A 21,316-nucleotide genomic window follows, 5' to 3' on the forward strand; every position below is an offset into this window, starting at 1 on the left:
GGACTCACGCCCTACGAGTTCATCTGCAAGCAGTGGACCGCAGAGCCACAGCGGTTCAACGCCAACCCGCTCCACCAAACGCCAGGACTAAACATCTGGCCCTCAATCCACCGGCAAGAAGATGAAGATCACCGCGGCCACCAGGCAGCCCATCGCGGCGAAATAGTTCCAGCGCAGCTGCTCGCCCAGGAACATCACGCTGAACACGGCAAAGACGGCCAGCGTGATGACTTCCTGCATCACCTTCAACTGCTGGCCGGTGAAGGTGCCGTAGCCGATGCGGTTGGCCGGTACGGCGAAGCAGTATTCGAAGAAGGCGATGCCCCAGCTCAGCAGCACGGCCAGCCACAGCGGCCAGGCCGGCTGCTTGAGGTGGCCGTACCAGGCGAAGGTCATCAGCACGTTGGAGAACAGCAGCAGCACCGGTGTCAGGAAGTAGGGGCTCGTCATCATCCGGTCAGGTCTCGCGCGGCTTGGGGCACGGGTTGAGCGGGCGGCGGCAACCGCTTCAGCAGGAACAGCATGATCAGCATGGCCGGCAGTGCGGCGAGGGTGGTCAGGGCGAAGAACCAGGACCAGCCCAGCCCCTCCGCCAGCCAGCCGCTGCCGGCGCCGAGTGTCCGCAGCGGCACGGCGGCGAGCGAGGACAGCAGCGCATATTGCGTGGCGGTGAAGCTGCGGCTGGTCAGCGCGGACAGGTAGGTGACGAAGGCGGCATCGGCCAGGCCGTCGGTGAAGTTCTCCACCCCCACCTGCAGCCACAGCATCGGCATCGAATAGCCGGTCTGGGCCAGCGCCACATACATCAGGTTGGACAGCATCTGCAGGATGCCGGTGTAGATCAGCGCCCGTGCCGTCCCCAGCCGCGCCACCACCCAGCCGCCGGCCAGCGCGCCGCCCAGCGTCATGAACAGCCCGAACACGCTGCCGACCGCGGCAATCTCCAGCCGCGAGAAGCCGAGCGAGCGGTAGAAGGGCGCGGTCATGATGCCGGCCAGTGCCTCGCCCAGCTTGAACAGCGCGACGAAAGCCAGGATCGCCACCCAGTAGCGGCGGCCCATGAAATCCACGAAGGGGTCCACCACGGCCAGTTTCAGCCGCCGCGCCCAGGGCAGCACCACGACTGGCGGCGCCTCCGGCTCCGGCCCGAACATCACCGCGAGGAAACCGATGCCGACCAGCGCCGCGCAGTACGCGAAGGCGGCGGTCCAGCCGGCGAATTCCGCGATGGTCAGCGCCCCGGCATTGGCGGCAAGCAAGGCCGCCCGGTAGCCCCAGATGTAGCAGGCCAGGCCATAGCCCTGGTTGCTCTCCTCCAGCACCTCGATCCGGTAGGCATCGACCACGATGTCCTGGCTGGCGGACAGGAAGGCGACCAGCACGGCCACCATCACCGTGACCTGCGCCGCATTCACCGGATCGGTGAGGCCAAGGCCCAGGATCGCCGCCGCCAGCACCGGCTGGATACTGGCCAGCCAGCCGCGCCGCCGGCCAAGCCAGCGGAAGGCCGGCGGCGCCGCATGGTCCAGCACCGGCGCCCAGAGGAATTTGAACGCATAGGCCAGCCCGATCAGCGCCGTCAGCCCGATGGCGGTGAGCGAGACGCCGGATTCGGAAAACCACTGGCGCAGGGTGAAGGCCGTCAGTGGCAGCGGTACGCCGGCGGAAAAGCCCAGCGCCAGCAGGATCAGGAAGCGCCGGTCCCTGAGAAGGGGCGCGCGGGCGAGGGCGCCGCGGAACGGGTTGGGCAAGCGGGACTCCTTTCTGGCCGCCACCCAGCCCGGGGAGGCCGGCAAGGTCTAGAAGGTTTTGCGCCCACGTGGAAACGCCGGGCCGCGGCCCGCCCGGGCCAGGACCGGATGACCGGAACCCGCGGCCGGCAGGACTCGCCAAGGCGCTGATGGCGCCCGCCGCCGATGCGTCACGCCGCGGCCCTATCCTGCGGCGTCACGCGCCAGGTTGCGGGAGGGTGCGCCGGCGGCCGAAGGCGGGGTGCCGCGTCAGTCCCGGATCGCCTCGGTCAGCGCCAGCCGCGCCGCCTTCAGCCGGCCGAGCAGCCGCCCCGGCGTCACCAGGCGCAATCCGGGCTGATCCACCCGCAGCAGCAGCACCGTGCCCGGCACGAGGTTCAGCGATTTGCGAAGCTGGCCCGGCAGCGTCAGACGGCCCTTGCCATCCAATGTGGGCTGGCGCCCACGCTCGGCGTTGTCGCCCGGCGAGATGGCGAGCTCGCCATCCTCCACCGACACCTGGAGTTTCACGCCGGGCATGAGGCCTGTCGCCGCCCGCAGGGTAGGTGTCAGCAGCACCCGCCCGCGTGTGTCGAGCTGCAATCTGATAGCGCGCATCCAAGGATCCGACCGTTGCGTTTGCGGAGTGTGCCGCAGAAACATACGCCAGCGCAAAGGGCGCGCTTCACAGGCATGGGAGGCGCGCCAACTTCGCATGCCAGCGCACGCGAAACCCTTTTGGGCGCGCCCCGGTACCGGTGTAGGCTCACGGCGACGGTCTCGTGGCGCCCCCCGCCCGGGTCCGGCCCTGCGGCGTGCCGCGCCTCACTTTCCCGGACCTCCTCCGGCGGCGCGTCGCAGGGGCCCCCCGGGTCGGCCCCCCCCGGTCGGGCTTACAGGATCGGACACACCGGATCAGGCCAATCCGATCAGACCAGGATGATGGTGGTGACCCCGGCGAAGCGCAGCGTTGCGCCCCGGATGGTCAGGTTGCCGCTGAAGCGGCTTTTAGCGCCCGACTGGTCGTTGAAACCCAGCCCGCCATCGCGATCCAGATGCAGCGACAGGCCCGGCTCCAGCACATTGATCGCAATGATGAGCTGCGTGAGCGTGACACCCCGCAACGCCAGCACATCCTGCGCCGGCTGGCCGGTGAATGTGGCGTCGCCCTCCGCGGGTGCCCAGCCGTGGGCGGGCGGCATCTCCGCCTTGCCGGCGGGGCAAGGCGAGCCGGCCCTGCCTCGGGTGGCGGCGGCCTGGCCGGTTCGGCCCCAGCTTCCGGCCAGATCCTGCCAGCCCCGCCCGCCACGGGGGCTGTGCCGGCCGGAAGGGTTCTCGTGATCCGCGCTCATCGGCTTCGTGCTCCGCTTGCCACGCCTCGTCTGGCGCAAGGCTAGGGCCGGGGCCGGAAGGCGAGCAGGCGGCGCGTGCCGATGGGGTGGATAGGCGCCGCCTTTGGGCCGACATGAAAAAGGGCGGCACCGTTGCCGGTGCCGCCCCTCAACAGGCTTATCCGAGGTGGCTTATGCCGCTTCGCTGTCCGACTTGCGCGCGTTCTTCTTGCGCTCATTCGGGTCCAGGTAGCGCTTGCGCAGACGGATGGCGCTCGGCGTCACCTCCACCAGCTCGTCTTCCTCGATATAGGCGATGGCCTGTTCCAGGCTCATCCGGCGCGGCGGCACCAGCAGAAGCGCCTCATCCTTGCCGGCGGCGCGGATGTTGGTGAGCTTCTTTTCCTTGATCGGGTTCACATCCAGGTCGTTGTCCCGGGAATGCTCGCCGAGGATCATGCCGACATAGACCTTCACGCCGGGGTCAACGAACAGCGTGCCACGCTCCTGCAGCGAGAACAGCGAATACTGGATCGCCTCGCCATCGGAGTTCGAGATCAGGGAGCCATTCCGCCGCCCCTCGATCGGCCCCGCCCAGGGCTGATATCCCGCAAAGATGCGGTTCATGATGCCGGTGCCGCGGGTGTCGGTCAGGAACTCGCCGTGATAGCCGATCAGGCCGCGCGACGGGATCATGAAGGTCAGGCGCAGCTTGCCGCCACCGGAGGGCCGCATGTCCTGCATCTGGCCCTTCCGCAGGGACAGCTTCTGCACGACGACGCCCGAATATTCCTCGTCGACATCGACCAGGCATTCCTCGAACGGCTCCTCGCGCTGGCCGGTCTCCGGATTCTCGCGGGTCAGCACGCGCGGGCGGCCGATGGTCAGCTCGAAGCCCTCGCGGCGCATCTGCTCGATCAGCACGCCCAGCTGCAATTCGCCGCGGCCGGCCACCTCGAAGGCGTCGACCTCCTCGGACACCTTGATGCTGATGGCGACGTTGCCCTCGGCTTCCTTGAACAGGCGGTCGCGGATCTGGCGGGAGGTGACCTTCTTGCCCTCGCGGCCGCCGAGCGGGCCGTCATTGATGCGGAAGGTCATCGACAGGGTCGGCGGATCGACCGGGATGGCCGGCAGCGGCTCCATCACGGCCGGGTCGCAGATGGTGTCCGGGATGGTGCCGTTGCCGAGGCCTGCAATGGCGATAATGTCGCCGGCATAGGCCGTGTCCACCACCACGCGATCGAGGCCGCTGAAGGTCATCAGCTTGGTCAGGCGGCCGGTTTCCACGACGGAGCCATCGCGGCGCAGCACCTTCACCGGCATGTTGAGCCGTGCGGTGCCCTGCTCGATGCGGCCGGTCAGGATGCGGCCGAGGAAATTGTCGGCCTCCAGGATCGCGGCATTCATGGCGAAGGGCAGGCTCGGGTCGAGGCCCGGCGCCGGCACATGCGACAGGATCAGGTCGAACATGGCGGAAAGGTCCTTGCGCGGACCTTCCATCGTCGTGTCAGCCCAGCCCTGGCGGCCAGAGGCGAACAGCATCGGGAAGTCGAGCTGGTTGTCATCGGCGCCCAGCGCGGCGAACAGGTCGAACATCTCGTTATGGACTTCGTCCGGACGGGCGTCCTGGCGGTCCACCTTGTTGACGACGACCATCGGGCGGATGCCACGGGCCAGCGCCTTGGTCAGCACGAACTTGGTCTGCGGCAGCACACCCTCGGCGGCGTCCACCAGCACGACGGCGCCATCGACCATGGAAAGGATACGCTCCACCTCGCCGCCGAAATCGGCGTGGCCAGGGGTGTCCACGATGTTGATCTTCACACCCTTCCATTCCACCGCGGTGGATTTGGCAAGGATGGTGATGCCGCGCTCACGCTCGAGGTCGTTGCGGTCCATCGCGCGTTCCGCCACCACCTGATTGGTGCGGAAGGCGCCGGCCTGCTTCAGAAGATTGTCGACGAGGGTGGTCTTGCCGTGGTCGACGTGTGCGATGATCGCGACGTTGCGAATTTCCATGGGTGCGTCCGGGTTCCGGCCTTAAGAGTTTCAGCGAGCGATTCACACGAACCGCTTCGCGCCGACCCCCGCCGTCCCGGGCATGACCGTCAGGAGACGGTCATCCAGGCACTTCGCTGGGCCATTGGCTTTGATGCGGCGCACACATAGGGCGAAAAGCGCCAAAAAGCGAGCGCGAACCGCATCGCATCGGCCCGGGGCAGCCCCGACCCGGGGGCGGGGCTGCCGCGCAGCGCGCTACATGCTGCCGGGACCGGGCATCGGACCAGGCTGGAACATCGGCGCCGGTGCCGGGCCCAGGTTGCGCGGCGCGCCATCCGCACCCACGCCCCCACCGCCGGCCTGCGGCATCGGCGCGCCAGCGCCGGTGGCGGTATCGCCGCCCATCATCGGCTGTGGCGCCGGCTGGCGAAGTTCCGCCATCGCCTGGTCGATATGGCGGTTCACCGCGGCGCGGTCGCGCCGGTCGAGTGCCTGGCGCGCCGAGGAGATGGTCGCGACCGGGCCGCGATCCAGCGGCGTGCCCGCCTGGCTCGGCATGACGGAGCGGGTGAGCAGGCGTGTCTCGGCCTGTTCCAGGCTGACACGGGCCTCATGGGTGCGGCCCGCCGACAGCGCCTCGCGTGCTTCCCGCAGGAAGTTCTCCACGGCCGCGGTGTCCATGCGGGCCTGTTCGCCGCCCGGCATCGCGCTGCCCGGGGCCGATCCGTGCGGACCCTGCTGGGACATCGGGGCCTGGGACATCGGGGCCTGGGACATCGGGGCCTGGGACATCGGAGCCTGGGACATCGGAGCCTGGGACATCGGAGCCTGAGGCATCCGTTCGGTCATCTGGGCCTTGGCGGCCCAGGGCAAAATCAGGGCGCTGGCCAGGATCAGGGCGGGTTGAATGCGCATGCTGAACCTCCTTGCTGGGCCGGGATTGGCCCGTTGGGGGTTCAACGCGGTGCGGCGTGATTCAGTTCCGAAGCGCTCCAACGCCCTGATTCAGTGGAAGTTCCGTGCGGTCAGCCGGCCAGGAGCGCCTTCAGATCGGCCTGCGGGCGGGCGCCGAAATGGCTGATCGCCTCGGCGGCGGCAACCGAACCCCAGCGGCCGCATTCGGCCATCGGCTTGCCCTGCGCCAGGGCGGCCAGGAAGCCGGCGGCATAGGCATCGCCGGCGCCGGTGGTGTCCACCACCTGGGTCGGCACGGCGGCGACCTGCCATTGCTCGGCACCGGCCACCACCAGGCTGCCATGCTCGGACCGCGTGATGGCGGCCAGCGACACCTCCTGCCGCACCCGCGCCACCGCCGCCTCCAGATCCTCCGTCTCGTACAGCGACAGGATCTCGGCCTCATTGGCGAACAGGATGTCGGTCTCGTCCTTCACGAAAGCCTGGAAGGCGGTGCGGTGGCGGCCGACGCAGAAGGGGTCCGACAGGGTCAGCGCGATTTTCCGGCCAGCGGCATGCGCCGCCTTCGAGGCCTTGAAGAAGGCGGCCTTGGCTTCGGGCGGGTCGAACAGATAGCCCTCGAGGTAGGTGACGGCGGCGGACGCCACCTCCGCCTCATCCACATCATCCGGGCCGAAGGCGACGCAGGCGCCGAGGAAGGTGTTCATGGTGCGCTGGCCGTCCGGCGTCACCAGGATCAGGCAGCGCGCGGTCGGCGCGCCGCCAGACAGTGGCGCGGTGGGAAAGCGCACGCCGGCCGCCTGGATGTCGTGCGCGAAGACGCGGCCCAGCTCATCCGCCGCCACCTTGCCGAGAAACCCGACCCGCGCGCCGAGCGCCGCGGCAACGGCGCAGGTATTGGCGGCCGAGCCGCCGCTGCCTTCCACGCCCGGACCCATGGCGGCGTAGATCCGCTCCGCCGCCGCGGTGTCGATCAGCGCCATGCTGCCCTTGGTCATGGATTGCGCGGCCAGGAAGCCGTCCTCGGCGCGGGCCAGCACATCGACGATGGCATTGCCGATGCCGAGCAGGTCCAGGGAGGGCGGGGTGGCGTTGGTCATCTGGGGGTGGCCTTGTTCGATTGCGGCGGAACCTGCCGGAAGGGCGGGGCCAAGGCTAGCCCGTAGCAGACGAAGCTGCCGGATGAAGCTGAAGGGCACGTGACCGGCGCGCGGCTTGGCCCGGCCGCCGCGCCGGTCCATCTCCGCCGCCATGCTGCAACCCCTGCTGCTGGCGCTGCGCCAGATCCCCGACCCCGCCTTCCGGCGCCCCTTGTTCTTCGGCGCCCTGGGCGCGCTGGCCGGGCTGGCCGGCCTCGCCTGGCTGTCCGCCTGGGGCCTCGGCGCCGTGGCGGGGGGTGAGGGCTGGCTGGCCAACGCCGCCGCCGCGGCCGGGGTGGTGCTGGTGGCGGTCGCCGCCTGGTGGCTGTTCATCCCGCTGCTGCTGGCGGTGGCCGGGCTTTTCCTGGATGGGGTGGCGGAGGCGGTGGAGCGCCGGCACTACCCCGCACTGCCGCCACCACAAGGCGCCAGCACGGCGGTGCAGGCCTGGGGGGCGGCGGTGATGGCGGCGAAGCTGGTCGGCCTGACCCTTATCCTGCTGCCGCTGTCCTTGCTGCTGCCGGTGGTGGGCGTGGTGCTGCTTTGGGCGGTGGCCGCGATCTTCCTGGGCGACGGGCTGTTCGAGGGCGTCGCCCTGCGGCGGATGGAACGCGCTTCGGCGGATGCGCTGCGCCGGCAGCGGCGCCTGGCGATCTGGGGCCTGGGCGGCGTGCTGGCGCTGCTGGCCGCGGTGCCGGTCGCGAATTTGCTGGTGCCGGTGCTCGGCACGGCCGCGATGACGCATCTTTTGCATCGCCGGATCTGACCGCGATCGCATCCCGGAACTTTCCGCCCTGAACTTCCGGTGGATGAGTTGGGGAGAATTGCTGTTGCGGCACGGCGCGGCGTTGTCGGAACGCGGTGGCCCGTGTTAGCCGGTGCATCTCTACGGTGCGCCGGCAGCGCGCCCGCCGGGCCATCTGGCGCCTGTTGCGCCCGGTCGCCTCCATGGCCGGTCGCGATGCTGCCGCGAGACACCACAGAAGGGGGACGATGATGAATGTCTTCGGCCGTCGCCGGGAAGAAAAGCCCGCCGAGCCCAACCCCGAGCCGCAATCCGCCACCGTTCCCACCTCTCGCGACCCCGATCTGGGCGCGCCCAACCGACCCACCAGGGATGCTTCCAACATGAGCCTCGCCCCGAAGCCGCCGACCCCCACCATGCCGACGCCGCCCGCCGGCACCGCCATTCCGCCGCGCCCACCCCAGATGGGCGGCCCCGCCGGTGGCCCGATGGGTGGCCCGATGGGCGGCCAGCAGCCCGGCGGCGCGCCGACCATGCCGACGCCCCGCCCGCAGGCGCCGGATCGCCGCACCCTGGTGGTCGGCCGCGGCATCAGCCTGCAGGGCACGGTGGCGGACGCCGAGCGCCTGGTGGTCGAGGGCACCGTCGAGAGCCAGATGATCCAGGCGACGGAGCTGTCGATCAGCCAGTCCGGCGTGTTCAAGGGCGAGGTCCAAGTCGAGGACGCCGAGATCGCCGGCACCTTCGACGGCACGCTGACGGCGCGCGGCCAGCTGGTCATCCGCGGCACCGGCCGCGTCATCGGCACGGCGCGCTGCCGCCGCCTGATGGTCGAGGATGGCGGCCAGATCTCCGGCAAGATGGAGATGCTGGGCGACGCGCAGGTTGCCCCCGGCCCGGCGCCGCGCGCCTACGCGGAGGGTTGATGCAGTCCCGCGGCGCCGTTCCGGTGTCGCGGGCGCATCTGCTGCGGCTTCCCATCCTGGCATCGCTGCTGCTGGGCGCGGCCTGCGCCCAGCAGGACCGGGCCGACCCGGTGGTGGTGTTGCAGGAGGCGTTGGCCTCGCACCAGGCCAGCCTCGCCGGCATCGCCCCGCGCCCGGCGGCGGCCGGCGGGGAAGGCTCGGTCGCGCCGCCCACGCCGCCACCCCCGCTGCTGCCCCGCAATGCGGCGGCCGGGGCGCCACCCACCATGGCGGGGCAGTTGGTGGGCCACCCACCCGGCGCGGTCCGCGCCTGGCTCGGCGAACCCCGGCTGCGGCGGGAGGAGGGCCATGCCGAGATCTGGCACTACCAGGGCCCGCAATGCCATCTGGACCTGTTCTTCTACCGCGAGGATGCGCCCGGCGCCGGGCTGCTGGTGGCCTTTGCCGCCGCGCGCGCCATCGGCACCGCGCGGCGTGGCGAGGCGGCCTGCCTGCAGGACATCGCGCGCGGCGCCACCATCCCCTCCGCCCCCGAGGCCCCGCCCACGCCTGAGCCGACCCTGGGCGCGTGAGGCGACAGGCTGCTGCCGCGTTCCAGGATTCTCAGGGTGTTGCCGCGCCAGCTGATGCGCAGGCCTCCGGACCTGGCGGAGAACCGGGCGCGGCTGTTCCAAGCAGGCGCGTGGACCAACCGCCTCGCCCCGGCGATTCCCTGGCGCCCGGCCCGCTACGGATTGCCGCCACGAGAATCCCTCCGCCACGCAACCCTGCCTCTATCTCGTGGCGGTGGCGCGACGGTGACGGCTTCCGCAGGATGGGCACACACGTATCGAGGCGCCTGACCGGATGATTCGGATCGCATGACCCATTGGCTGGATGCCTTCGTGCCGGTCTTCGGCCTGCTGGCGCTCGGCGCGCTGCTGCGCCGGCAATTGCTGCGCGATGACACGATCTGGGCGGGGATCGAGAAGTTGGTCTTCTGGGTGCTGCTGCCCAGCCTGATCGTCACCGCCCTGGCCAATATGCGGCTGGCGGATCTGCCGGTTGGCGGGCTGGCGGGCACCATCTGGGGCGCGCTGCTGGCGGGCACCGCGATTTCGCTGGTGCTGGCGCGCGGGCTGCGGGCGGGGCACCCGGCGATGACCTCCATCCTGCAGGGCGGCATCCGCTTCAACAACCTGATGGGCTTCGCCATCGCTGGCGCCATCTGGGGCCCCGCGGGCATCGCGCTGTGCGCCATCTGCACCGGGCTGATCGTGCCGATGGTGCAGACCATCACCACGCTCGCCTTCGCGCTGGGCGGGGAGGGGCGGGTGCGGCCCATGCGGCTGCTGCGGCAGGTGCTGCTGAACCCGCTGATCATCGCCTGCGCGCTGGGCTTCGCGCTGTCCCTGCTGGGCGGCCTGCCGGCGGGGCTCAGCCCGATGGTGCGGGTGCTGGGCCAGGCCTCGGTGGCGCTCGGGCTGCTGTGTGTCGGCGCGGCGCTGACGCTGAAGGGACTGGGCGACCGGCCCTTGGCGCAAGCGGCAACCGCGGTGCTGAAGCTGGGCGTGGTACCGCTGATCACCTTCGGCCTGGCCACCGCCTTCGGCCTGGCGCCGCTGCCCACCGCCATCGTGGTGATGCTGATGGCGCTGCCCACGGCGGCGACCAGCTATGTGATGGCGCGCGCCATGGGCGGCGATGCGCCGCTGATGGCGGCCATCACCACCAGCGAGCATGTGGTTTCCATCATCACCCTGCCGTTGTGGATCTGGTTCCTCGGCAGCCGGATGTAGCGTCAAGACAAGCCGGCATTACCGACGCGGCAGGAACCCCACGATTTCCTCGGCCCGGGCGCAGATCGGCGCGGCGATCGCCTCGGCCCGGTCGGCGCCGAGGCGAAGCTGCGCATCGAGCGTCGCCGGGTCGTCCAGCAGCCGCGACATTTCCTTGCGGATCGGGTCGAGATGCGCGACCAGGGCGCCCACCAGCACCTCCTTGAACGCGCCGAAGCCCTTGCCCTCATGCTCCCGCAGCACATTCTCCGGCAGGGTGCCGGTGATGGCGGCGAGGATGCCGACCAGGTTGCGCGCCTCCGGCCGGTTCTCGAGGCCCGAGGCATGGCCGGGCAGGGGCTCGGCATCCGTGCGCGCCTTGCGGATCTTCTGGGCGATGGCGTCGTGGTCGTCGGTCAGGTTGATGCGCGACTGGTCGGAGGGGTCCGACTTCGACATCTTCTTCGTGCCGTCGCGCAGCGACATCACCCGCGCCGCGACGCCCTGGATCAGCGGCTCGATCTTCGGGAAGAATTCCACGCCGTAATCGTGGTTGAATTTCTGGGCGATGTCGTTGGCCAGCTCCAGATGCTGGCGCTGGTCGTCGCCGACCGGCACCTGGGTCGCGTGGTAGGTCAGGATGTCGGCGGCCATCAGGTTGGGGTAGACATACAGGCCGCTGGACGCGGCTTCGCGGTCCTTGCCGGCCTTGTCCTTGAACTGGGTCATCCGGTTCAGCCAGCCGAGGCGCGCCACGCAATTGAAGATCCAGGCCAGCCGGGTATGGGCATGGACATGGGATTGCAGGAACAGGGTGCAGCGCTTCGGGTCCAGCCCGCAGGCGATCAGCGCCGCGCCCATCTCCCGCGTCTGTCGCGCCAGCTCCCTCGGGTCCTGCCAGACGGTGATGGCGTGCAGATCGACCACGCAGAAGATCGCCTCATGCGTGTCCTGCATCGGCACCCAGTTGCGGATGGCGCCGAGGTAGTTGCCGAGGGTGGGCACGCCGGAGGGCTGGATGCCGGAGAAGACGCGGGTCATCGAAGGATACTCTGCTTGGGCGGGGTGCCCCTTGTGCCGCCTGTGCGGCGCACGTCAAGCCGTGACCCGCTCCACCCTGGCCCGGCGCGGTGGCGCGTGGTAGCCCGCGGCAGCCGATCTTCGCATGAGCGGGAACCCCGATGTCCGACCTGAACGCACCTTCCTCCCCCATCCCGAACGGCGCTCCCGCCGGCCCGAACCAGAGCGGCCAGCCGGCCCCGCCGCTGCAGCTGAACATCCAGTACACGAAGGACCTGTCCTTCGAAGTGCCTGGCGCGCCCGAGATCTATGTGACCCTGCGCGAGCAGCCGCGCGTCGATCTGGCGCTGGACGTGCAGGCCCGCCCGATCGAGCAGGGCCAGAACGTCTATGAGGTCTCCCTGCAGATCCGCGCCGACGCCAAGGTGGGCGAGACGCCCTGCTTCATCGCGGAACTGGTCTATTGCGGCGTCTTCACCATCAACGTGGAGCAGCAGCATCTGGAGCCGATCCTGCTGGTCGAATGCCCGCGCCTGCTGTTCCCCTTCGCCCGCAACATCCTGGCAGACATCACCCGTGACGGCGGCTTCCCGCCGGTGATGCTGGCGCCGATCGACTTCGTGGCGCTGTGGCAGAGCCGCCGTGGCCCGGGTGCGCAAGACGCGGCGCAGCCGGTCGGGGTCGCCTGAAGCCCGATCGCGCCGCGCCGCGCCAGGGTCTCGCGCGGCGCCTTTCCACCCCGGGTCGCTGGCGGGATGCGCTGACGCGCCGGCTGGCGGGGCCGGGCTTCTGGCGCGCGCTGGCCACCGCCTTCGGCCTCGGCGCGGTCACCGCGCTGGCCTTGCCGCCGGTGCATCTGGTGCCGGTGCTGCTGCTCTCCCTGCCCGGCCTGTTCATCATGGTGACGGCGGCGCCTTCCGCCCGGCGCGCCGCCTGGATCGGGCTGGCCTGGGGCTGGGGCTTCCATGTCGCCGGCCTGCACTGGCTGACCAACGCCATCCTGACCGAGGTGGAGCGCTTCTGGTGGCTGGTGCCGATCGCGGTGCCGGCGCTCGCCCTGCCGCTTGGCGCCTTCACCATCCTGCCGGCCCTGGCCGCCCGCTGGGCCAGGCCGGGCTGGCCGGCCGCGCTCGCTTTTGCCGCTGCCTGGCTGGCGGCGGAGTTGCTGCGCGGCGTGGTCTTCACCGGCTTCCCCTGGAATCTCCTCGGCACCGTCTGGGCATTCGGCAGCCTGCCGATCCAGGCCGCCGCCTGGATCGGCGTGCATGGGCTGTCGCTGGCCACCGTCCTGCTGGCCTTGGCCCCGCTGGCCGGCCGGCGGGGCTGGATCGGCGGCGGGATCGCCCTGCTGGTCTTTGCCGGCATCGGCCTGGGCCGCCTGTGGCCGGAGGAGCCGGAGCCGGAACCCGTCACCATGGTGCTGGTGCAGGGCAATGTGGCGCAGGAGGCCAAGTGGCGGGAGGATACCCGCCTGCCGATCTTCCAGCGCTACATCGACCTGTCCGCCGGCGGCGTCCGCACCGCGCTGCAGGAGGCACCGGGCAAACGCGTCGTCGTGGTGTGGCCGGAAACCGCCAGCCCCTTCCTGCTGGCCAGCGACCCGCGCGCGGCGGAACTCGCCACCAGCCCGTTGCCGCCGGATGCGCTGCTGCTGGCCGGCAGCGTGCGCGCGACCTTCGGCGCGGATGGCCGCGCGACGCAGGTCTGGAACAGCCTGGTGGCGCTGGATGCCCAGGGCAGCGTGCTGGATGCCTATGACAAGGCGCATCTGGTGCCCTTCGGCGAATACACCCCGCTGCGCGGCCTGCTGCCGATCCGCATCGTCGTCTCGGCGCTGGACTTCACCGCCGGGCCAGGGCTGCGCAGCATCCGCCTGCCCGGCCTGCCGGCCTTTGGCGGGCTGATCTGCTACGAGGTGATCTTCCCCGGTGCGGTGACCCCGGCGGACCGGCCCGGCTTCCTGCTGAACATCACCAATGATGCCTGGTTCGGCGTCTCCGCCGGCCCGTACCAGCACCTGGCCGCCGCCCGGCTGCGCGCGGTGGAGGAAGGCCTGCCGCTGGTGCGCGCGGCGCAGACCGGCATCTCCGCCGTTTTTGATGCGCGCGGCCGGGTAGTGGCGCGGATGGGTCTGGCGGAGACCGGGGTGGTGGTGGCGCCGCTGCCGAGCGCGGCGCCAGCCACGCTGTTTGCACGTCTCGGATTGTGGATACCGATCGGTTTGCTCGTCCTGGTATCCATTCCGCTCATGTCAGGACCGATTTCGCGAGTCGCCTCCCGCAACGATAAGGCGTCTCCATGAGACGACGCATCCGGGGGTGTGGGAGCTTTATTGAGATTTCTCAAAAGAGTTGACAAATCGTGACCGCCCGGATACGCCTTGGTGCGGCCGCTGGGCGGGCGCTTTACTGCCCCTGCATCGGCTCCGCCCAGGCCAGGATGGCCCCCTGAACGGGTGGACATGAACTTCCCTGGACTGGAGTGCGAGTGGTGGCCATCCCGAGCGAAGACGTGGTCGAACGAGCGGAACGGGAGCATCGGCCGAGCCCGATCGACGTTCATGTCGGCAGCCGCGTGCGCCTGCGCCGCACCCTGCTCGGCATGAGCCAGGAAAAGCTGGGCGAGGCCCTGGGCCTTACCTTTCAACAGGTTCAGAAGTATGAGCGCGGCGCGAACCGGATCGGCGCCAGCCGGTTGTTCGACATTTCCCGCGTCCTGGACGTGCCGATCGGCTTCTTCTTCGACGACATGCCCCCCGAGATGGGCGGCAATCAGGGCCGGCGCTTCGGCGGCTTCCAGGAGCAGCAGGAAGGCTTCGAGGACGACACCCTGCATCGGCGGGAGACGCTGGAGCTGGTCCGCGCCTATTACCGGATCACCGATGCCTCCGTGCGCAAGCGGGTTTTCGAGCTGATCAAGAGCCTGACGCCCACCGATTGAATTAACCCTCAGTGCAACTGAGGGTTGTCAAATACGGGCTCGCGATAGCGCCGCAGGGCGGCGCCAAGCGCCTCGCCCAGATCGCGTTTCTCGGCGTCTGAGAGAAAACACCCGACCTCCACGCGGCGCCCGCGCTGCACCAGGCTCAACCGGGCAACGCCGCCGGCCACCTCCTCCAGCGCCACGCGGGTCCAATAGGGTTGCAGCACGGCTTCCCGTACGCCGCCGCGCCCATTGGCGGTGACGACGTGCAGCTGGGTCTCGGTCAGCCGCACCACCTCCCGCGCCCGGGCACTCCAGCGCCGGTGCAGCGCCACCAGCCCCAGCACCAGCGTCACCTCGACGCCCAGGAAGCCCAGCACCGGCCAGGCGCCCAGCACCAGGAACAGCACCCCCGGCACCGCGGCCCCGGCGGCGGAGAGCAGGCACAGCAACTGCATGCCGCGCGCAGAGAGGCTCTGCGACGGTGTGCTGACGGCTTCGAACAGGATCGGTTCGGCGGTGGCTGACATCTTCCTTCACTATGGGGTAGGGCTGGCATTCCGCCATGTCTGAAATCAAGAAACCCTCCCCCTCCAGCCGCATCGCCAAGCCGGCCGCGCGGCCGCCCCGCAAGGCGCGGGTGATGAGCCGCGCCCAGGCCGAAACCTTCCTGCGCGCCCTGGCCGCCGCCAACCCGGCGCCGGAGACCGAACTGCATTTCCGCGATGCCTACACGCTGCTGGTGGCCGTCGCCCTGTCCGCGCAGACCACCGATGTGGCGGTGAACAAGGCCACCGCCACGCTGTTCGCGGCGGCGGCAACCCCCGCCGCCATGGTGGCCCTCGGCGTGGAGGGGGTGGCGCCGCATATCCGCCGGATCGGCCTATGGCAGGGCAAGGCGCGCAATGTGGTGGCGCTGTCCCAGTTGCTGCTCGACCGGCATGGCGGCGAGGTGCCGAATGACCGCGCCGCGCTGGAGGCGCTGCCCGGGGTCGGCCGCAAGACCGCCAATGTGGTGCTCAACGTCGCCTTCGGGCAGGAGACGATGGCGGTGGACACCCACATCTTCCGCCTCGGCAACCGCACCGGCCTCGCGCCGGGCAAGACCCCGCGGCAGGTGGAGGATGGCCTGGTCAGGCGCTGCCCGCCCGACATGCTGCGCGACGCGCATCACTGGCTGATCCTGCATGGCCGCTACATCTGCAAGGCGCGCGCACCGGAATGCTGGCGCTGCCCGGCTGTGGCGCATTGCAACCACCCGGCGAAGCTTCTGGCCCCGCCTCCGCCCCAGCGCTGAACCGGCCGCCCGGCCGGCCCCGCCAAGCCGGGGTCCAGGAAAAAGGGCCGCCAGCTATTGCCGGCGGCCCCCGATGAAATGACTCTCCGGATCAGCGCTGCTGGCTCTGCTTGCCGCCGCTACGACCCGCTTCGCTGGCCTTCTCGCGATCATTGGCGAAGTTGCCAGGGTTGTTCTCGCGGCCCTGGTGCTGTCCGCCGATATGCCCGGCCTCGCTGGCCTTCTCGCGATCATTGGCGAAATTGCCGGGGTTGTTGCCAGCGTTTTGCTGCTGACCGCCGCTACGGCCGGCCTCGCTGGCCTTCTCGCGGTCATTGGCGAAGTTGCCGGGATTGGACGAGTTCTTGCTGCTCATGTGGGGTCTCCCTCATGTCTGGCCCGGGTCGTCCTGCGACCCCGCCGGGTGGCCCGGCGGGCAAGGATCGCCACGCCAGGGACAAGGGAAGAACGCCACGCCTGCGCCGGCGATCCGGCATGGAGGCCATTTCACGGGTTGCGCGAGTGTAGCAGTGCCGGACCGTGCCGGTTTCGCGGCCGGCGGCGGCGAGGGTGGCGCCGGGCGCCTGTCAGGGACAGGAAACCATGCGCTCTCCCCCAGCCGCCGGCAGTCTCAGGCGGAGTTCAGCGTTCCACATCCTCGAGCGACAGGCCGAAGGCGGCGACGCCCTCCGCCAGCAGATCGCCGAAATTATCCATGCCGAGCAGCAGTTCCGCCGCATCCTCGCCGCCGTCACGGTCGGCGGCCTGCTCCAGCGCCTCCTCCCACTCCTCGGCGGTGAAATCACCGCGGCCGACCAGGGCGAGCGCGATCAGCGCCGCCTGCTCATCCTCGTTCAGGGCGAGGATGGCAGCCCGCAGGCTGTCCTCGTCGAACTCGTCCTCGACCGCGCCGGTGTCCGGGTCCGTCTCCGCCTCGGCGTCGAGGTCCACGACCTCGGTGCCCTGCACGGCGCGGGCCTGGTCCACCAATGTGGCCACCACTTCCAGGCTGATGCCCAGGTCCAGATCGTCTTCCGATGCCTCCGCCATGGGGCCGTCCCTTTTCGTCACGCCGCGTTGTGTGGATTAGTAGCGCCGGGCCGGCCCGGTTCCAGGCCCGCCCGTCAAAAAACCCTCAGCCATTCACCCAGTCGGGTGCCATGGCGGGATTCACGAAGCGCTGGTCCTTCGGCAACGCGGCGATGGCCGCGAGATCCGCCGAATCCAGCGCCACATCCAGCGCCGCCAGGTTCTCCGCCTGCCGCGCTGCACTGGCTGCCTTCGGCACCATCGCGACCCCAGGCTGCGCCAGCAGCCAGGCCAGCGCCACCTGGGCGGCCGTGACGCCATGCTTGCGGGCGATGTCCTGCAACACGGGCTGGTTGGCCGTCTCGCCCTTGCCGAGCGGCGAATAGGCGGTCAGCGCCATGTCGTTGGCGCGGCAGATTTCCAGCAGCTTCGACTGGTCCAGCAGCGCGTGGAATTCCACCTGCAGGCAGGAAAGCCCCACGCCCTGGTCGATGGCGCGTTGCAGCAGCCTGGGCGGGAAGTTGGAAACGCCGATCGCCTTGGCCAGCCCCTCCGCCCGGATCGCGGCGAGACCCGCCAGCGCATCGGCCAGGTCCAGCTCCGGGCTGGGCCAATGGATCAGCAGCAGATCCACATAGGGCGTCGCCAGGCGCTTCAGGCTGGCCTGGAAGGCGGTGCGGATCGCCGCGCCATTCGGCTTGTCGTTCCAGATCTTCGTGGTCAGGAAGATCTCGGCGCGCGGCACGTCGCTGGAAGCGAGGCCGGCGCCCACGGCGTCCTCATTGCCATACATCTCCGCCGTATCGATGTGGCGGTAGCCGAGCGCCAGCGCGGATTGTACGGCGGCGGTGCATTCGGCGCCCTTCATCGGCCAGGTGCCGAGGCCGAGGCGCGGCATGCGGATGTTCGGGATGACGGGCATCGCCATGCGGGTGCTCCTCAGCGTTTCGTGAGATCGACGAAGCCGGCAAGTCCGGCTTCCGTGCCGAAGGCCAGCCTCGTGCCGTTGGCATTCCAGGCAAGGCTGGTGATGGCCGACCCGCGCGGCGGCGCCACCGGCACCACCTTGCCGCTCGCCACATCCGCCATCAGCACCAGCCCGTCGCCGAAGCCGGCGGCGACAACTTCATGCTGCGGATGGCAGGCGACGGCGCTGCACAGAACCTCATCCCCGCCGGCAAGTTCCGTCGGCGCCTTGCCCATCGGGCCGCCGCCGAAGAAGGGCCACAGCACCACGGATTCCGCGCCGCTGGTCGCCAGCCAGCGGCCGCGGCTGGTGAAGGCCAGGGAATGCGTCTTGCCGGGGTAGCCGGACATCCGCATGTGCTGGCCATCGGCCAGCCGCCAGCCATGCAGCGCGGTTTCCTGCATGGCGGTCACGACATGGGTGCCGTCCGGGCTGAAGGCGATGGCGTGGTGGCTGCCCTTCCACTCCAGCAGCTTCGGCTTGTCCTCCTTCGCCGCGACGAACCACAGCGACGCGCCGCCATAATGGCTGGCGGCCAGCCGCTTGCCCTTGGCATCGAAGGCGAGACCGCCGACCGAGGACGGGTGTGGCAGGGATTTCAGCACCTGGCCCGCCGCATCCAGCACATGCGCGACCTTGCCGACGGAGGCGGCGCGGATGCCGGATTCATGCGCCGCGACATGGTCCACCCATTTGCTGCCGAATTTCTGCACCTCGGTCACGGTGCCATCCGGCGCGGTATGCACCAGGCGGCCATCATCGCCGCCGGTCAGGAAGCCGCCCTTGCCATCGGCGCAGGCCGATAGGATGGCGCCGTCATGCGCCGCCGCCGTGATGTCCCCGATCCGCAGCGTGCCATCGGCCAGGGCGAAGCCCAGCACGCCGGTGCGGTCGAACACCGCCGCCACCACCCAGCCGCCGAGTTCCTGCGTCGTGCCGCGCTGGGCCAGCAGGAAATCGGCCTCCGTCACGGCAGCCATCAGGCCGGGACCTGGCAGGCCTCGAAGCCGCGGCGCAGCTGCGGGCGGTTCAGGTCGCGGCCGATGAAGACGATCTTGGAGCGGCGCGGATCGCCCTCCTTCCAATTCCCGATGTAGTCGCCATCGGCGATCATGTGCACCGCCTGGAAGGCGAAGCGCCGGTCGTCATTGGCATAGGCGAGCACGCCCTTGGTCCGCAGCAGGTCCTGGCCCTTCTTCTGCAGCAGGTCGCTGATCCAGGCGTTGAACTTCTCCGGGTCCAGCGGGCGCGTCGCCTCGAAGGACAGGCTCATCACCGCGTCGTCATGCGTGTGGTCGTCCTCGCCGGAGAGGAATTCCGGGTCGCGCTCCAGGATGCGCTCCAGGTTGAAGGCGTCGCGGCCGATCACGGCCTCGATCGGCACGTCGGATTTCGTGGCGCGGCGGATCTCGGCATAGGGGTTGATGCCGCGGATGCGACGCTCCACCGCATCCGCCTCCTCCGCCGTGACCAGGTCGATCTTGTTCAGCACGATGATGTCGGCGAAGGCGATCTGTTCCTGCGCTTCCTTGCTGTCCTCCAGCCGGGCGAACAGGTGCTTCGCATCCACCACGGTAACAATGGCGTCGAGCCTGGTGGCGCGCTTCACATCCTCATCGGCAAAGAACGTCTGCGCCACCGGGGCGGGGTCGGCGAGGCCGGTGGTTTCCACGATGATGCCGTCGAAGCGGCCCTTGCGCTTCATCAGCCCGCCGATGATGCGGATCAGGTCGCCGCGCACGGTGCAGCAAATGCAGCCGTTGTTCATCTCGAACACTTCCTCGTCGGCATCGACGACGAGGTCGTTATCCACTCCCAGCTCTCCGAATTCGTTGATCACCACGGCGTATTTCTTGCCGTGCTTCTCCGACAGGATGCGGTTGAGCAGCGTGGTCTTGCCGGCGCCGAGGTAGCCGGTGAGCACGGTGACGGGAACGGGGGTATCGGCCATCGGGGCAGTCTCCGGGATCGGTTTGGGCGCATATATGGGATTGGGCCGCCCGGCTACCCGTGCGGCGCATGCAACCCTGCGATCCCCGGCGCCCGGGCGGCTTGGGCGGCCCGGAGGGCCGAGCCGCCGAATGGCGGCCGCGGCCTATGCCGCGAAGCCAAGGCCGCGGATGCGGCCGCCCGGCGTTTGAGGGGCGCGAAGGTGTAACCTTCGTGCGCGAGGCAACTACGCGACGGCGCGGATCGCCTCATCCAGCGTGCCGAACAGCCGGTCGACATGCGGCTTCTCGATGATCAGCGGCGGGGACAGCGCCACGATGTCGCCCGTCACGCGGACCAGCACGCCCTTGTCGAAACAGGTGCGGAACACCTCCATCGCCCGCGCGCCGGGCTTGCCGGCGCGCGGCTCCAGCTCCACGCCCGCGATCAGGCCCATGTTCCGCACATCGATCACGCCCGGCGTGGCCCGCATGGCATGCGCGGCTTCCTCGAAATAGGGCTCCATCGCCAGGGCGCGGCCCGGCAGATCCTCCGACCGGTGCAGGTCCAGCGTCGCGATGGCGGCGGCGGAGGCCAGCGGGTGGCCGGAATAGGTGTAGCCGTGGAACAGCTCGATCCCGGCCGGCACACCATCCACGATCGCCTGGTAGATCTCGTTGCTGGTGGCGACGGCACCCATCGGCACGGCGGCGTTGGTCAGCCCCTTGGCCATGGTCATGATGTCCGGCGTGACACCCAGGCGTTCCGCGCCAAACGGCTTGCCGATGCGGCCGAAGCCGGTGATCACCTCGTCGAAGATCAGCAGGATGCCGTGCTGCGTGCAGATCTTCCGCAGCTTCTCCAGGTAGCCCTTCGGCGGAACCAGGACACCGGTGGAGCCGGCGACGGGCTCCACCATCACCGCCGCGATGGTGTCGCCATGCAGCGCCACCAGATTCTCCAGCGTATCGGCCAGATGCTCGCCGTGGTCCGGCTGGCCCTTGGCGAAGGCGTTCTGCGCCGGCAGGTGGGTGTGCGGCAGGTGGTCCACATAGGGAAGCTGGGCGCCGAACTGCTTGCGGTTGGGGCCGATGCCGCCCACCGACATGCCGCCGAAGCCGACGCCGTGATAGCCGCGTTCCCGCCCGACCAGCCGCACCCGCTGCGACTGCCCGCGCGCCTTGTGATAGGCCAGCGCGATCTTCAGCGCGGTATCAGCCGCCTCGGACCCCGAATTGACGAAGAAGACGCGGTCCATGCCTTCCGGCGTCATCTCCGCGACGCGGGCCGCGGCCTCGAAGGCGATGGGATGGCCGAGCTGGAAGGTCGGCGCGAAATCCATCACCGCCGCCTGCTTCTGGATCGCCTCGACAATCTCCCGCCGCCCATGGCCCGCATTGCAGCACCACAGCCCCGCCGTGCCGTCCAGGATCTCATCGCCTTCCGGCGTGAAGTAGGACATGCCCTCGGCGCGCGCGAGCATGCGCGGGGTGGATTTGAAATACTTGTTGTCGCTATAGGGCATCCAGAACGCGTCGAGGTTGTTGCGACGCGGGATCTGTATTTCGTTCATCGGAGTGGTCCTTCTGCGCCGCGATCCAAGCAAGCGGCGCGGCCGGGGGCAAG

Annotated in this window: 23 protein-coding genes; 8 read left to right on the forward strand and 15 right to left on the reverse strand. The window is 69.8% G+C overall.

Going from position 1 to position 21,316, the window contains the following annotated elements:
• Positions 1-102 precede the first annotated feature (102 nt).
• From Q8S40_RS16220 to Q8S40_RS16250, 7 genes are all read right to left on the reverse strand, one after another.
• A complete protein-coding gene (locus Q8S40_RS16220) occupies positions 103-450 on the reverse strand; it encodes a DMT family protein (RefSeq protein WP_305671202.1) in 348 nt (115 codons plus the stop codon).
• Positions 450-1,751: an AmpG family muropeptide MFS transporter gene (locus tag Q8S40_RS16225; protein ID WP_305671203.1), complete on the reverse strand. Its 1,302-nt coding sequence runs from the start codon at positions 1,749-1,751 to the stop codon at positions 450-452. The genes Q8S40_RS16220 and Q8S40_RS16225 overlap by 1 nt, the downstream gene beginning before the upstream one ends.
• Before the next feature lie 249 nt (positions 1,752-2,000).
• A complete protein-coding gene (locus tag Q8S40_RS16230) occupies positions 2,001-2,261 on the reverse strand; it encodes an AbrB/MazE/SpoVT family DNA-binding domain-containing protein (protein ID WP_305671204.1) in 261 nt (86 codons plus the stop codon).
• Positions 2,262-2,659: 398 nt separating this feature from the next.
• Positions 2,660-3,082: a hypothetical protein gene (locus Q8S40_RS16235; RefSeq protein WP_305671205.1), complete on the reverse strand. Its 423-nt coding sequence runs from the start codon at positions 3,080-3,082 to the stop codon at positions 2,660-2,662.
• Between the two features lie 171 nt (positions 3,083-3,253).
• Positions 3,254-5,083 carry a translational GTPase TypA gene (typA, locus tag Q8S40_RS16240; protein WP_305671206.1) on the reverse strand — a complete coding sequence of 610 codons (1,830 nt, stop codon included), beginning with the start codon at positions 5,081-5,083 and terminating at the stop codon, positions 3,254-3,256.
• Between the two features lie 237 nt (positions 5,084-5,320).
• Positions 5,321-5,827 carry a hypothetical protein gene (locus tag Q8S40_RS16245; RefSeq protein WP_305671207.1) on the reverse strand — a complete coding sequence of 169 codons (507 nt, stop codon included), beginning with the start codon at positions 5,825-5,827 and terminating at the stop codon, positions 5,321-5,323.
• A gap of 263 nt (positions 5,828-6,090) precedes the next feature.
• The gene (locus tag Q8S40_RS16250) at positions 6,091-7,080 is read right to left on the reverse strand and encodes an adenosine kinase (protein ID WP_305671208.1); all 990 of its coding nucleotides are present in this window, start codon (positions 7,078-7,080) and stop codon (positions 6,091-6,093) included.
• Positions 7,081-7,231: 151 nt separating this feature from the next.
• On the opposite strand from Q8S40_RS16250, the gene Q8S40_RS16255 reads away from it, so the two are divergent.
• From Q8S40_RS16255 to Q8S40_RS16270, 4 genes are all read left to right on the forward strand, one after another.
• Positions 7,232-7,885 (forward strand): EI24 domain-containing protein, encoded by a 654-nt coding sequence (locus Q8S40_RS16255; RefSeq protein ID WP_305671209.1) that lies wholly within the window; start codon positions 7,232-7,234, stop codon positions 7,883-7,885.
• Between the two features lie 362 nt (positions 7,886-8,247).
• The gene (locus tag Q8S40_RS16260) at positions 8,248-8,790 is read left to right on the forward strand and encodes a polymer-forming cytoskeletal protein (protein WP_304815461.1); all 543 of its coding nucleotides are present in this window, start codon (positions 8,248-8,250) and stop codon (positions 8,788-8,790) included.
• Positions 8,790-9,362, forward strand: coding sequence for a hypothetical protein (locus Q8S40_RS16265; protein ID WP_305671210.1), 573 nt, complete (start codon positions 8,790-8,792; stop codon positions 9,360-9,362). The genes Q8S40_RS16260 and Q8S40_RS16265 overlap by 1 nt, the downstream gene beginning before the upstream one ends.
• A 288-nt stretch (positions 9,363-9,650) precedes the next feature.
• On the forward strand, positions 9,651-10,568 hold the full coding sequence (locus Q8S40_RS16270; RefSeq protein WP_305671211.1) for an AEC family transporter: 918 nt from the start codon (positions 9,651-9,653) through the stop codon (positions 10,566-10,568).
• 18 nt (positions 10,569-10,586) lie between these two features.
• Here Q8S40_RS16270 and trpS read toward each other — a convergent pair whose 3' ends face one another.
• The gene (trpS, locus tag Q8S40_RS16275) at positions 10,587-11,588 is read right to left on the reverse strand and encodes a tryptophan--tRNA ligase (protein ID WP_305671212.1); all 1,002 of its coding nucleotides are present in this window, start codon (positions 11,586-11,588) and stop codon (positions 10,587-10,589) included.
• Positions 11,589-11,728: 140 nt separating this feature from the next.
• Here trpS and secB point away from each other — a divergent pair, with 140 nt between their 5' ends.
• The 3 genes from secB (at position 11,729) to Q8S40_RS16290 (ending at position 14,507) form a co-directional block, all read left to right on the forward strand.
• On the forward strand, positions 11,729-12,256 hold the full coding sequence (secB, locus tag Q8S40_RS16280) for a protein-export chaperone SecB (RefSeq protein WP_305671213.1): 528 nt from the start codon (positions 11,729-11,731) through the stop codon (positions 12,254-12,256).
• Positions 12,196-13,869, forward strand: a complete 1,674-nt coding sequence (lnt, locus tag Q8S40_RS16285) for an apolipoprotein N-acyltransferase (RefSeq protein WP_305671214.1) — start codon at positions 12,196-12,198, stop codon at positions 13,867-13,869. The genes secB and lnt overlap by 61 nt, the downstream gene beginning before the upstream one ends.
• A gap of 188 nt (positions 13,870-14,057) precedes the next feature.
• Positions 14,058-14,507 (forward strand): helix-turn-helix domain-containing protein, encoded by a 450-nt coding sequence (locus Q8S40_RS16290; RefSeq protein ID WP_370690863.1) that lies wholly within the window; start codon positions 14,058-14,060, stop codon positions 14,505-14,507.
• 8 nt (positions 14,508-14,515) lie between these two features.
• On the opposite strand, the gene Q8S40_RS16295 is transcribed toward Q8S40_RS16290, so the two are convergent.
• Positions 14,516-15,019, reverse strand: coding sequence for a DUF2244 domain-containing protein (locus Q8S40_RS16295; protein WP_304815452.1), 504 nt, complete (start codon positions 15,017-15,019; stop codon positions 14,516-14,518).
• Between the two features lie 35 nt (positions 15,020-15,054).
• Here Q8S40_RS16295 and nth point away from each other — a divergent pair, with 35 nt between their 5' ends.
• On the forward strand, positions 15,055-15,786 hold the full coding sequence (gene nth / locus Q8S40_RS16300; protein WP_371136847.1) for an endonuclease III: 732 nt from the start codon (positions 15,055-15,057) through the stop codon (positions 15,784-15,786).
• Positions 15,787-15,877: 91 nt separating this feature from the next.
• Here the strand turns inward: nth and Q8S40_RS16305 are convergent, their stop codons facing one another.
• The 6 genes from Q8S40_RS16305 to Q8S40_RS16330 form a co-directional block, all read right to left on the reverse strand.
• Positions 15,878-16,141 carry a general stress protein gene (locus Q8S40_RS16305; RefSeq protein WP_305671215.1) on the reverse strand — a complete coding sequence of 88 codons (264 nt, stop codon included), beginning with the start codon at positions 16,139-16,141 and terminating at the stop codon, positions 15,878-15,880.
• Positions 16,142-16,407: 266 nt separating this feature from the next.
• The gene (locus Q8S40_RS16310) at positions 16,408-16,815 is read right to left on the reverse strand and encodes a DUF3775 domain-containing protein (protein WP_304815449.1); all 408 of its coding nucleotides are present in this window, start codon (positions 16,813-16,815) and stop codon (positions 16,408-16,410) included.
• Between the two features lie 85 nt (positions 16,816-16,900).
• Positions 16,901-17,722, reverse strand: coding sequence for an aldo/keto reductase (locus Q8S40_RS16315; RefSeq protein ID WP_305671216.1), 822 nt, complete (start codon positions 17,720-17,722; stop codon positions 16,901-16,903).
• An 11-nt stretch (positions 17,723-17,733) separates the two neighbouring features.
• Positions 17,734-18,741: a WD40 repeat domain-containing protein gene (locus tag Q8S40_RS16320; protein WP_305671217.1), complete on the reverse strand. Its 1,008-nt coding sequence runs from the start codon at positions 18,739-18,741 to the stop codon at positions 17,734-17,736.
• Positions 18,741-19,712 (reverse strand): GTP-binding protein, encoded by a 972-nt coding sequence (locus Q8S40_RS16325; RefSeq protein ID WP_305671218.1) that lies wholly within the window; start codon positions 19,710-19,712, stop codon positions 18,741-18,743. Before Q8S40_RS16325 ends, Q8S40_RS16320 begins: the two co-directional genes overlap by 1 nt.
• 225 nt (positions 19,713-19,937) lie before the next feature.
• Positions 19,938-21,263, reverse strand: a complete 1,326-nt coding sequence (locus Q8S40_RS16330) for an aspartate aminotransferase family protein (RefSeq protein WP_304815444.1) — start codon at positions 21,261-21,263, stop codon at positions 19,938-19,940.
• Positions 21,264-21,316: the final 53 nt, after the last annotated feature.

This window comes from Falsiroseomonas sp., assembly GCF_030695085.1.
Taxonomy (GTDB): Bacteria; Pseudomonadota; Alphaproteobacteria; order Acetobacterales; family Acetobacteraceae; genus Falsiroseomonas.